At 70.4% G+C, this 11,920-nt stretch carries 8 protein-coding genes; 4 read left to right on the top strand and 4 right to left on the bottom strand.

What is annotated here, in order from left to right:
- Positions 1-258 precede the first annotated feature (258 nt).
- Entirely contained in the window at positions 259-990 is a 732-nt protein-coding gene (locus OIE74_RS08760; RefSeq protein WP_329380407.1) for a hypothetical protein, read from the top strand.
- A 14-nt stretch (positions 991-1,004) separates the two neighbouring features.
- On the opposite strand, the gene OIE74_RS08755 is transcribed toward OIE74_RS08760, so the two are convergent.
- Positions 1,005-2,249, bottom strand: a complete 1,245-nt coding sequence (locus OIE74_RS08755) for a serine hydrolase domain-containing protein (RefSeq protein WP_329380404.1) — start codon at positions 2,247-2,249, stop codon at positions 1,005-1,007.
- 336 nt (positions 2,250-2,585) lie between these two features.
- Here OIE74_RS08755 and OIE74_RS08750 point away from each other — a divergent pair, with 336 nt between their 5' ends.
- On the top strand, positions 2,586-4,463 hold the full coding sequence (locus OIE74_RS08750; RefSeq protein WP_329380400.1) for a CocE/NonD family hydrolase: 1,878 nt from the start codon (positions 2,586-2,588) through the stop codon (positions 4,461-4,463).
- An 87-nt stretch (positions 4,464-4,550) separates the two neighbouring features.
- Here OIE74_RS08750 and OIE74_RS08745 read toward each other — a convergent pair whose 3' ends face one another.
- The 3 genes from OIE74_RS08745 to OIE74_RS08735 all read right to left on the bottom strand — a co-directional run bounded on the left by OIE74_RS08745 (position 4,551) and on the right by OIE74_RS08735 (position 8,381).
- A complete protein-coding gene (locus OIE74_RS08745) occupies positions 4,551-6,365 on the bottom strand; it encodes a pectate lyase (protein WP_329380397.1) in 1,815 nt (604 codons plus the stop codon).
- 343 nt (positions 6,366-6,708) lie between these two features.
- The gene (locus OIE74_RS08740; RefSeq protein WP_329380394.1) at positions 6,709-7,581 is read right to left on the bottom strand and encodes a helix-turn-helix domain-containing protein; all 873 of its coding nucleotides are present in this window, start codon (positions 7,579-7,581) and stop codon (positions 6,709-6,711) included.
- Entirely contained in the window at positions 7,578-8,381 is an 804-nt protein-coding gene (locus OIE74_RS08735) for a peptidoglycan-binding protein (RefSeq protein WP_329380391.1), read from the bottom strand. Before OIE74_RS08735 ends, OIE74_RS08740 begins: the two co-directional genes overlap by 4 nt.
- Before the next feature lie 317 nt (positions 8,382-8,698).
- On the opposite strand from OIE74_RS08735, the gene OIE74_RS08730 reads away from it, so the two are divergent.
- Both OIE74_RS08730 and OIE74_RS08725 read left to right on the top strand, forming a co-directional pair.
- Entirely contained in the window at positions 8,699-9,154 is a 456-nt protein-coding gene (locus tag OIE74_RS08730) for a peptidoglycan-binding domain-containing protein (protein WP_329380388.1), read from the top strand.
- 267 nt (positions 9,155-9,421) lie between these two features.
- Positions 9,422-11,884: an ATP-binding SpoIIE family protein phosphatase gene (locus tag OIE74_RS08725; RefSeq protein WP_329380385.1), complete on the top strand. Its 2,463-nt coding sequence runs from the start codon at positions 9,422-9,424 to the stop codon at positions 11,882-11,884.
- The last annotated feature ends 36 nt before the right edge of the window (positions 11,885-11,920 follow it).

Raw genomic sequence — 11,920 nt, 5'->3', positions numbered from 1 at the left:
AGTCGCTGTGGGGATGCGGCACCGGGTTTGGTCGCGTCGTGTGCGTTGGACTCCCGGGTCAGCAGCTCGTCCGGGAGGGCGTCCGGCCCCGATACCCGTGCAGAGAGATCTGCGATCTCCTGGCGCTCCGCCGCCAGTTCGCGCACCTTCCTCCGGGCCCCTGAGAAGCGTTCGACAGCCTGCGCCCATCCTCGCGCTGTAGCTTCAGTATCTCCTGGAGCCCCTGCCGAGGACACACTCCTCGGCAGGGGCTCCCGCTTGCCGACGACCGGCGTTCTTCGCTGGCATACCCCACCAGAAGCGTTCGACGAAGTCGGTGCGGTTGCTTCGCCGTCCGAGCCGTGCGGCTATCGCGCCCCGGGCGTCGTCGTCCAGGAGAAGGCCGGCAAGGCCAACGAGGCCCTCGCCAAGCACTATTGGCAGCCGCTGAGGTTCGACGACGCGGGCGCGATCCAGCCGATCGAGTGCGGAAACTCCTACCGGGTCACCATCCCGACAGGGCGCCCGACGGAGCTTCCGCCGCCGGCAGCGATCTCCACCGGTCACGCCGGTTACCGTACCCACTGGGATGTGAGCGGTGGGCTCGCGCGGGCGCAGACCTTCACCGTTCCGAAGCGCGGCAAGCTGACCGGGGTGCGCTTCACGAGCTTCCGGAGCGGCCACCCGGACCGTCCCCTGACCCTGGAACTGAAGCGCGTCCACGACGGCGTGATCGGCGCGACGGTCCAGTCCGTCGAGATCCCCGCGAACCAGGTGTCGTGGGCCGCCCGCTGGGTCGGCCTCCGGCTCGACCGCCGGCTGCCGGTCAGGGCGGGCGATCAGTTCGCGGTGACCGTCAGCACGAAGTCGACGTCCGGCGCCTACGGCATCGCCTACACCGATACCGCCCCGTACGCCGGGGGCCAGGCCATGATCAGCCACGATTCCGGGTCGACCTGGCAAGTCGAGAGCGGCCGGAGCCTTCACCTCGAAGCCGAGGTCACGCCCTGAATCTTCGCGTTCGGTCAGCGTACGTCCGGACGCTGCGGCGCCTCACCCAGGACGGTGGCGAACAGCGCGTCACGGAGCGCCACTTCGCGCGGGTCGTTCCACAGGTGGAAGCCGCACCGGTTCATGGCGTAGGCGAATCCGACACCGGTGTCCGGGTCGGCGAAGGCGAACGACCCACCCAGTCCCATCGTGCCGAACGCCGTGCCCGCGGAGGAGCCGAAACGGAACCGGGGGAAGGGCTTCATGTAACCGAGGGAGTAGAGCGTGTCGACACGCAGCACCTGGTCCCGCAGCCCTTCGGAAGGAGACCGGGCGGCGCGGGTGAGGGCCTCCACAGTGGCCGGGTCCAGGCCGAGTGCCTTGCCTCCGGTCGCGGCATCGCCGTACAGCTTGGCGATCGAACGCACCTCGCCGATGCCGTTGGCGGCGGGTATTTCCAGGGCGTGCACGTCCGGGCGGTTGAATGCCTCGACCTTGCTCAGCTCCCGGGGATTGCTGAACGCCCGCGCGGAGAGGCTGCGCGGGTTGCTGAAGGCCAGAACGAACGGCAGCGGCATCTCGCCGACATGCAGGAGCATTTCGAAACCGGCGAAGCCGTGGATGTGCGCGATGAGCTCCGGATCCACCGTTGATGGCAGGCCGATGTGGAACTCCGCTTCGAGCGGGGCGGCGATCTCCTCAGCGAAGTAGCGGCCCAGGCCGCGCCCTTGGGGGTCCACCCGGCGGATCAGTTCACTCTCGTAGTAGCCCAGTGTCTGCCCGTGGTAGCCGTGCCGCGTCCCCGGTGTCCACGCCGGGCGCTGCTCGGCCAGCGCCGCGGACAGCACGCGCGGATCCGCCAGGTCCGCCAGCTTCAACTGCCGGTCGATGACCGGCAGTCCTGCTTGGTGCGACAGCAACTGGCGCACGGTGACATCACTCTTGCCGGCCTCGGCGAACTCGGGCCAGTAGGCGGCCACCCGTTCGTCGTAACTCAGCAGTCCGCGGGCGTGGGCGACCGCGACCGCCAGTGACGCGACCCCCTTGGTGGTGGAGTACACCGGCACCAGCGTGTTCTCCCGCCAGGGCTCCCGGGTCAGGCCGTTGCGGTAACCACCCCAGAGGTCAACGACCTTGACCCCGTCCCGGTAGACGGCACACGCGGCACCGATCTCCCGGCCGTCGGCGAAGTTCCGCCGGAACGCGTCCGCGACGGCACCGTAGCCTTCATCCACGTCGCCGTGGACCAGGGCCATCGGCACATCGAGTTTCAGCACCATACGAGAACAATAGAGTGCTCGATGGGCTTTCAACCTGGCCGCCCTGACGGTGCGCTGGATGCTGCTACGGCTACGGCCACCGCTGCGGCTGCGGCTTCCGCGCCGTGCTGTGTGGCGACGGCCCGGACCCCGGTCCGGCAAGTCCCCCCACGGGATGCCGCATTGACGTGATTTACCGATGATCGTAGGCTGCCTCGCCGTCAGCTCCGACCGTGCCCGTGACACAACTCCCCGGCGTACGCAGGGCCGTTACCGTCAAGGCCGCTGCTCGACCGGTACGTACGTCCGCACCACTCCGTACCCACGATTCCGGACCCACGATTCTGGGAGACGCATGTGAAAAGACGTCGCGCGGCCACCTGGGCCGCCTCATCACTCGTCGCCACCCTCATGCTGACCGGCACCCTCACAGGCCCCGTCGCCGCGGCGCAGGACCGGGCGGGGGAAGTCGCTGGTGCGGCCGAGCCCGTCACGCACGCGGAGAACGACCGCGTCCCGGAGGGCTCCGTCTGGACGCAGAGCTACTTCCCGTCCGCGGACGACTCCGGCACCGAACTGCACGCCGACGTCCTGCTTCCCGAGGCACTCGCCAAGAAGAAGAAGCGGGTGCCCGTCATCCTGTCGGTCGGTCCGTACTTCGGGCACTCGGGGCAGACCGGTGTCGAGGACTGGACGCACACCGGCCCCTCGGCCCGCTTCCAGGACTTCATCGAGGGCACGGACCTGTTCGACGAGGGGTACGCCTTCGTCATGGTGGACCTGCGCGGCTTCGGTGGCTCCACCGGCTGTCTCGACTGGGGCGGGCCGGGTGAGCAGGCCGACGTCGAGGCCGCCGTCGACTGGGCGGCGAAGCAGCCGTGGTCCACCGGGGCGGTCGGTATGTACGGCAAGTCGTACGACGCCGTCACCGGGCTCATCGGCAACAACCTGGACCAGCGCGCGCTCAAGGCCGTCGTCGCCCAGGAGCCCGTGTGGGACATGTACCAGTACATCTACTCCAACGGCGTGCCCCGCCCCAACGTCACCGGCACCGCCAACGCCTACAACTCCATCGCCACCCTTGGCCAGATGGCGGACGACGACGCGCGCTACCTGGCCAACGCCCGCTGGGAGGAGACCCACCCGGAGTGCCTCACGGAGAACTCGGCCGGCTACCGAATAGCCGACCAGCGTGACAAGCACTGGACCTCCCGTGACCTGGCCAGGATGGCCAAGCGCACCGACACCCCGCTGTTCGTCACACAGGGCTTCGTCGAGAACAACACCAAGCCCGAGGAGATGCAGGAGTACCTCGCCAACCACAAGGGCCCCGAGCGCGGGTGGCTCGGACAGTGGGACCACGTACGGGGCGGCGACCGCACCAGCGACGGGCGTCTGGCCATGGGACGCGAGGGCTGGTACGACGAGACGCTCTCCTTCTACGACCAGTACCTCAAGGGCATCAAACCGAAGGTCGACTACCCGGCCTACTCGGTCCAGGACTCCACCGGCACCTGGCGCGCGCAGAAGACGTGGCCCGTCGTGGAACGGTCCGTCACCCTCCCGCTCGGCGACGGCTCGTACGTGGACGACGGCGGAGTCTCCGCGCTCCTGGGCCTGGGTCTGGGTCTGGGCCCGTCCGGCGAGGCGACGCCGCGGCAACGCCAACAGCCTTCCGGCGAGTGGGACATGGAGAACGCTCCCGCGCTCGACCCGGCCGCGCCGAAGGGCCTGGCCGAGGGACTGGCGAAGCTCCAGAAGTCCGGTGAGATCACGTCCAGCTTCTTCGTCTGGTCCAAGCCGGTGAAGCAGGCCGTGCGCGTCACGGGCACCCCACAGGTCTCCCTGACCGCCAAGGGCGAGGGCAACGTCATGGTCAAGCTGTACGACGTCGCCCCGGACGGCACCGCTGTCATGTTCGACGAGCAGGTCTCGCTGCTCGACTCGGGCAAGTTGACGGTCGACCTCAAGGCCACCGACTGGACCCTGACGACCGGGCACGTCCTGGCGGTGGAGATCGGCTCCATCCAGACCGGCTCATGGCGTGACACGCCCTCCGGCGAGACGATCAAGGTCAAGAACGCCCGGATCGAACTGGCCCTGGACAACCCGGCCGACGACCGCGCCACCGCCGGGGCCCGCGCACCGTTCCTGGACACCTATCTGCGCCAGTACACGGTGGATCTGCCGGCCGGCCCCGCATCGTTCACGGTGCCAACCGGCGGGCGCCACTGACCCTCCGGCGTGGCGTCCGAGGGCTTCCTGGGCATGACCCATGACCAGGAAGCCCTCGGACACATCGGCCGGGTCATTTCTGCCGGGTCACTTCTGGCGGGTCACGTATCCGATGAGCTTGCCCATGTTCGACACGTACGCGGACGAGCTGATGCCGAGGGGGCGTTCCCGGGGCTGATACGGAGGTTCGAGCGGCGGGTCCTCGGGGTTGTACGGCGAGGTGTCGCGCGGGTCGCCGACGTTCTTGCTCATGTACGCCCGGCCGTCGTACGGCTCCGTCGAGCCCGGTCCCAGATAAGGGTTGGTGACGGCGTCGAGGGGAGTGAGCCAGTGGTTCCTCGTCCCGAGGCCGTCCACCAGGGCGGCCGCCTCGGCGTCCGTGACCTCGGGCAACGGAAGAGGCGCGTCCCGCAGGAGGTCGGAGAGCTGAAGGTCTCGCGGGGAGAAGTAGCGGGGCAGCGGGATCCGGTCGCCGTGGTCATGGCCACCGGCAGGGGTGAGCGGCGAACGGGCACGCAGGTCGGCCACCTCCGAGGGTGTGAGCGCGGCGAGTTGGGCGTAGGTGCTCCGCAGGGCGTCGATGTCGACCGACCGCCCTGCCGAGTAGTGACTCAGCGTGCTCGTGTGGTCGTAGTCGTAGTAATACGCGCCGTTGCGGATGTTCGAGCCGAAGCGATGGACGAACTTCGGGCGATTGGTGCCCAGTTCGACGAAGGTGGGGTGCGTGCGGCCGGCCAGCAGCGGGTTCTCCTCGATCTGACGGCTCGTCAGCCGGCAGCTCTCCAGCCAGTCGAGAGCCTCGGGAACCCGGCTGAGGCAGGCGCGGTCGCCGGTCAGCCGGAAGTAGTGGAACAGCTGGGTGACATTGGTCTGAGTGGTGTGCGTGGTCAGGGCGCGCGGCTCGTACGACCGGGCGCCGGCGGGTGCTCCCGCGGGCCTGCCGTTCCTGGCGCGTGACAGATGCTGGAGGGCCCAGCCGGCCTGTGGTCCCGGCTGCTGCATACGGCGCAGGCACTCCATGGCGCGGTGCACCGGGGCCACGAGGTCGCGGCGGCCCAGCGCCGATACGCACATGATCAGGAACTTGATGTTCTCGCCGAGGACGTCGTCGTTGAAGGTGACGTGCTGCGTGTACTCGCCGTCCTCCATTCCGTGTTGGACGTCCTTGGGCAGCCACGGGGGGCGCTGTTCGGGCCAGGGGGTACGGCTGACGGCCCCCGGGAAGGCGGGGTAACGCTGCGGCCAGCCTCCGTCGGCGACGCCGCCGCGGAACTGGGACGCGAGCACGAAGTCGAGCGCCCGCTCCAGGGACCGCCTGAACCGGGGATCGCGGCGCTCGACGTAGAGCCGCAGGATCAACTGGGCGGCGACCGAGGTGCCCGCGTCGTCGAAGGTGGCCTTGCCGTAGTAGTGCTGGAACTCCTCCAGGCGCCATCCGTTGGAGCCGATCCTGTCGTACCAGTCGCGCAGGGAATCCTCGCCGGCGAAGTCATGGATGTAGTTCCAGCCGCCGACGGGGAGTTGGGCCTCGACGAGCGCCAGGCCGGTACGGACGGCGGCCCGGTGGAAGAGCTCGTCGCCGGTCGCGTGGTACGCGTCGAGCATGCTGTGCCCGACGGACGGTGTACCGGGCGGCTGGACCCAGCACATGGTGCGCTTGGCCTCCATCTCGCCCCAGGTGACGGACAGGTCGGGCAGACAGTTCCAGACGTAACCGCCCTTGTAGGAGACGGTCCCGTCCATGAAGGCGGCGGCCCGGCGCATCGCACGGACGGCCTCGGCCCGGCCGGCCGCCGGGGCGGAAGCGGCCTGCGCCGTCCCGGGCGGGAGCAGGGCGGTGGAAGCGAGAATCGGGGTGACGGCGAGTTGGCTGAAGGTGCGGCGGCTCAGGGGCTTCTTCATCCGGTGAAGTGCCTTCCTCATGTGGTAGCCGAAGCGGGCGCGGCACATGAGAGATCTTCAAGTCGGTGAACACATATGCCGCGTTCAACAGAGAGAAGGTAGTGAGTCCCGAAAGGCCGTACAAGGATATGGACAGCACTTTCGTACGGGAACATGGATGGCTGCCGAGGTCCTCCAGCGCCGTGAGCGGACGGCGCTCCCTCGGCCTCGGGATGCTCGCGGAAGGCGGCACGGAAGGACTTGGCGTGCGGCGGACGCGGCCACCACGCTGAGACCGCTATGAACGGCCCCGGCAGCGGCAGCATCCGGGGGCCGCCCGGACCGTGCGCCGGAGGGTCTGACGCTACCGGCGTGAGGGCGGCGCGGGCGTGGCGGTGCTCTCGCCCACGCGGGCCTCGACGCACTCCCGTTCACCGTCGGCCGACGCGGGGCTGAAGCAGGCCCGGACCGTGCCGCCGGACTGGGCCGCGGTCATCTCGGTGTAGACGTACGTCTCCGTGCCGGCACTGTCCTTGACGCGTACACCGTGGTCCGGGCCGCCGGCCGTGATCTCCAGCCGGTCGCCGATCCGCGTCCCCCACATCCGCGCCCAGCTCGCGCCGCACTTCTCGCTGTGGCGCAGCTCCACCCGGGCGCCGGTGGCGGTGCGGTACGTGGCGAGGGTGTCGGGGGCGATGCCGCAGACCAGGCGCATCGGGTCCCGGCCCTCGCAGTCCTCCGCGCGGCACTGGGCGGCGAGGGAGTACGGAGCGGAGGCCGGCAGCGATTCGTCCCCCGGGGCATCCCCGTCCGGCAGCAGGACCAGTGCCAGTGCCACACCCCCGGCGAGCAGGGCGTACGCCGACGCCAGCACCACCATGAGCCGGCCCCTGCGGCGGCGCGGGCGCCCGGTCTCCGGAGGCCGCGGCTCCTCGGCGGCGGAAGCGGCGGCGGGAGGGGCAGGGGCAGGGGCAGGGGCAGGGGCGGGCGCCGCCGCCCGTCCGCTCCAGGACGACTCGGCGATCTCCCACAGGGCCAGCAGCCGCCCGCCCGGTTCGTCCGCTTCCCGGCACAGCTCCTGTACGGCCTGACGAGGAGGCAGGCTCTTGCCGTTGAGGTAACGCTCCCAGGAGGACTTGCTGTACGTCGTGCGTTCCGACAGCGCCGCCAGGCTCAGCCCCGTACGGGCCCGCAGCCGCCGCAGCTCCTCGGTCAACCGGGCGTGTTCCGTGGTCACTTCGGTGCCGCCCCGCGCAAGGACTGCCAGGTGTGCGGGCCGACGACACCGTCCACGACCAGCCCGTCCCGGGTCTGGATCCGCTCCACCGCGCGCTGCGTCTGCGGGCCGAAGATGCCGTCGATGTCCCCCGGCGAGATGCCCGCCCGGCGCAGCAGGCACTGTGCCTCGGCCACTTCGGGCCCCATGTGCGTGTACGCCAGGATGGTGTCCGTGGTGCTGCTGTGCCCCGCGTACCAGCGGCCGTCACGTTGCTCCGGCCGGCAGGAGTAGACGACCGGGATCAAGGACTCGGACACGGTGGCCGGGGCCGCGACCGCACCGGCTCGGTCCGCCAGCTCCGCGCGCGCGTCGGCGAGCCGCACCGCGAGCAGCAGCGCGGCGGAGACGGACAGCACCAGGGCCACGGCGCCCGCCGCGATCCCGGCGCGCAGCTGACGCCCGTAAGGCTGCCGCTCCGTCGGCGGGTGCGACGGCGCCGCCGGGGTGTCTTCCGGACCGCTTCCCGGGGCGTCCGCGGTGACCACGAGTCCCTCCGCCCAGCGCTCGGCGGCGATCTCGTGCAGTGCCAGCAGCCGGGTCGGATCCTCACCGCCGACGCGGGCCATCGCCTCGACGGCGTCCCGGGGCGGCAGTGATCCACCGTTCAGATACCGCTGCCACGACCTCGCGCTGTACCCGGTCTTCACGGCCAGCTGGCGTGTGTTCAGCTCCCCCCGGTCCTTCAGTCCGCGCAATCGCACGATCAACTGGCGGACCTGTGGGTGCAGTCCGGCGGGCAGCGCCTTCCAACGCGGCATATCTCCCCCACTCGCGTCCGGGACAGTGGAGCCGACCCCGGCGTCCCGGCCTCATTCTGCATCAGCCCTCCCGGCGCTCATCGAGCGGGAACCCACCCTCGTACGGAATCGGCCACCGCCCCCGCTCACGATCGTCCCGCCACGTCGACTTCGCGCCTGGCGTTCCCGCAGGTCAGCGCGTGGGACATCCCGGGATGACGTCACTTTCGCGCGAGCTGTGGCGCGAGTTCGCGCCGGTTCCGCACGCTCCATTGGCGGAGCCGGCCCACGCGCGATCGGCCCGCTCCGCGCATCGCACATCAACGGAGGGGAACAGCATGCGAGCTCTCACGAAGGCACTCGTCGGTGCCACCGCCGCGGTCGGGATCGCCGTCGGCGGCCTGGCCACCACGGGCACGGCCATGGCCGCCCCCGCGCCGGCCCAGCAGCGGACGGTGAGCACCGAGGCCGCGCCGCTCGCGGTCGTCAACCTCGGACTGAGCACCGCCCAGGCGACGGACTGGCAGTGCCAGCTCCGCGTACTGGGCTACACCCCGGGCACGATCGACGGGCGGCTGGGCAGCGACAGCTGGAAGGCGGCGCAGAGGTTCTTCAACGACCTGGGCCTGAAAGCCGGCAAGCCCGACGGGATCGTCGGAGCGAACACGGTCATGGCGCTTCAGCGCTTCTTGAACATGAACCTCAAGGAGAACCTGAAGGTCGACGGGGTCGCCGGAGCACAGACCAAGGCCGCGTTCGCGGAATACGCCAACCTGCTGCGCAGCATCTGCTGAGGCGTCCGACGCCCCCACACCCCCGCACACCGTGCGGCCCGTCCTCTCCCCAGCGGGAGGACGGGCCGCGTCGCGTCGCTCCCCCCGGCCGCCGACCAGAGCATTCGCCAGCCGGTACGACCTGCCTTAGGCTCGGATGTTGAGTATGGGTGGATTCGTGCGCGTGAGAGCGGGCCCACCCGTTTCAAGCGGCCCGGAGCGTCGCGGGGGCGACGCGAACCCCGGGAACGAGGAGCTGGGGACGGCACCCGCTCCGGAAGGCACGGGATGACGTTCGCACAAGGTTCGACCACTGGTCCGACCGCCGCGATGGCCGATGCCGCGGTGGCCGTGCTCGACGCGGCCGGAGCCGTGACGGGATGGACCGGGCACGCCCAGCGACTGCTGGGCTACCCGGCCGGAGAAGTCGCCGGCACGCCGGGGGCCCTCCTGCTGGACGCGTCCGAGGACGGCAAGGCCGTCGCGGCGGACGTGGCGGAGCGCACCCGTACGGGCGGCGACTGGTCGGGGCGGCTGAAGTTCCGCCACCGGGAGGGCCGCACCCTGTCCCTGGAGGTCCGGGTCTCGCCGCTGACCGGGCACGGCGAGGACGGTCCGAGCGGCTGGCTGGTCGTCGCGGCGAACGCGCGGACGAACGCCCAGGCGGCTTGGAACGCGGCGGTGTCCGCCGCTGTCGTCACGTACTCACCGGTCGCCACGGTCATCTGGGACACGGGGCTGCGCTACCTCTGGGTCAATGAGGCGCTCGAATCCGAGAGCGGGATTCCCCAGGACCGGTGGGTGGGCCGGACCATCGAGGAAGTGCTGGGCGACGCGCTCGACGTGGCGTCCTTCGAGGCGGTGATGAAAGAGGTCCTGCGAACCGGCAGTCCCGCGCTCGGCTACGAATACACCAGGCGCATACCGAGCGATCTGGACCGGAGCCACACGTACTCCATCTCGCTGTACCGCCTGGAGAGGGGCGACGGCACCCCGCTCGGCATCTGCGGCCTGCGCTCGGACGTCACCGGAGCCCGCCGTAACCGGGAACACCTGGACACCCTCAGCGAGGCCGGCAAGAAGATCGGCACCACCCTGGACGTGATGCGCACCGCGCAGGAACTCGCCGATTACGCGGTCTCCCGGCTCGCCGACTACGTCACCGTCGACCTTGTCGACACCGTGCCTCTGGGCGGTGAGCCGCTGGAACGGATCGGCATGGACAACGGCCGGATCCCCGTCTTCCGCCGCGCCGGCGTGTCCTCGATCCACCAGGGAACCCCGGAATCGCTCTTCGAACGCGCCAAACCCGTGTTCGTTCCCCCGTCGTCCCCCTTCACGAAGGCCCTGGGCACCGGCCGCCCGGTCATGGAACGTGTCCTGGACACGACGCCCGGCAACTGGCTCGACCAGGACCCGCAGCGGGCCAAGGTCATTCACGAGACGGGCATGCACTCCCTGATCATCGTTCCGATGGAGGCGCGCGGCGCCGTGCTGGGTGTTGTCGTGTTCGTACGCAACGACACCCCGACGCCGTTCGACGCGGACGACCTGTGGCTGGCGACCGAACTGGTCGCGCGCGCGTCGCTGAGCCTGGACAACGCCCGCAGATACGCCCGTGAGGCGGACGCGGCCCTCGCCCTGCAACGGCATCTGCTCCCACAGCGCCTCGTGGGAAGCGGAACGGTCGAGGTCGACGCGCGGTACCTGCCGGCGGACATGGCCAGCAAGGTCGGCGGCGACTGGTTCGACGTGATCCACCTCAGCGGCGCCCGGACCGCCCTGGTCATCGGCGACGTGGTGGGGCACGGGATCAACGCCGCGGCCACCATGGGCCGGCTCCGTACGGCGGTGCAGACCCTCGCGGAGATGGACCTGCCGCCGAACGAACTGCTGGCGCGCCTGGACCGCACCGTCGTACGCCTCAACCAGGAGGGCGCGGAGGGTCTGGGGCCTGCCGCCATCGGAGCCACCTGCCTGTACGCCGTGCACGACCCGATCAGCGGGCGACTGGACATCGCCAGCGCGGGGCACCCGCCTCCGGTGATCATCCACCCGACGGCGGGCGCCGCCATCCCCGACATCCCTTCGGGGACGCCCCTGGGCCTGGGAGTGAACTCCTTCGAGTCCGCGGAGATCGAACTCCCCGAGGGGAGCACGGTCGCCCTCTACACGGACGGTCTGGTCGAGACACGTGACGACGACATCGAGGCCGGGATCGACCGCCTCGCGGACGCCCTCACACCGCCCCACGCGGCACTGCGAGAACTCTGCGACGCCGCGCTGGGAAGCGCCGACACCAGCACTCTCACCGACGACGCCACATTCCTGGTGGCCCGCTGCCACGATGTGAGCGCCGACCGTGTGGTCTCCTACGACATCCCGCCCGACCTCTCGGCCGTGCCCCGGGCCCGCTCGGCGGTCGCGGCCCAGCTGCGGAACTGGGGGCTGGACGACCTGGTGGCGAAGACCGGGCTGATCGTCGACGAACTGCTCACCAACGCGCTCACCCATGGCGCGCCGCCCGTTCGGCTGCGCCTGGTCTTCCACGACGTCCTGCTCTGCGAGGTCTTCGACGCGGGAGCCGGTGCACCCCGCCCACGCCAGTCCGGGCCGCCGGACGACAACGGACTCGGGCTTGTGATCGTCGCCCACTCGGCCGACAGCTGGGGATTCCGCCGTACGACGGACGGAAAGGTCGTCTGGGCGGCACTCCGCACACGAAGAGGTACCAGGCATGACGCCTCGTGAGAGGACAGAGAAGCGAACTCCGGCCACGACGGGTGG

Origin of the sequence: Streptomyces sp. NBC_01716 (assembly GCF_036248275.1) — a bacterium.
Lineage (GTDB): Bacteria > Actinomycetota > Actinomycetes > Streptomycetales > Streptomycetaceae > Streptomyces.
Note: the sequence above shows the minus strand (reverse complement) of the source record. Positions and strands in the feature narration are given on the sequence as shown.

Excerpts from the sequence above, each read along its gene's own strand:
- OIE74_RS08755 (WP_329380404.1), bottom strand. The coding sequence starts at position 2,249 with ATGGTGCTGAAACTCGATGTGCCGATGGCCCTGGTCCACGGCGACGTG.
- OIE74_RS08745 (WP_329380397.1), bottom strand. The coding sequence starts at position 6,365 with ATGAAGAAGCCCCTGAGCCGCCGCACCTTCAGCCAACTCGCCGTCACC.
- OIE74_RS08735 (WP_329380391.1), bottom strand. The coding sequence starts at position 8,381 with ATGCCGCGTTGGAAGGCGCTGCCCGCCGGACTGCACCCACAGGTCCGC.
- OIE74_RS08730 (WP_329380388.1), top strand. The coding sequence starts at position 8,699 with ATGCGAGCTCTCACGAAGGCACTCGTCGGTGCCACCGCCGCGGTCGGG.
- OIE74_RS08725 (WP_329380385.1), top strand. The coding sequence starts at position 9,422 with ATGACGTTCGCACAAGGTTCGACCACTGGTCCGACCGCCGCGATGGCC.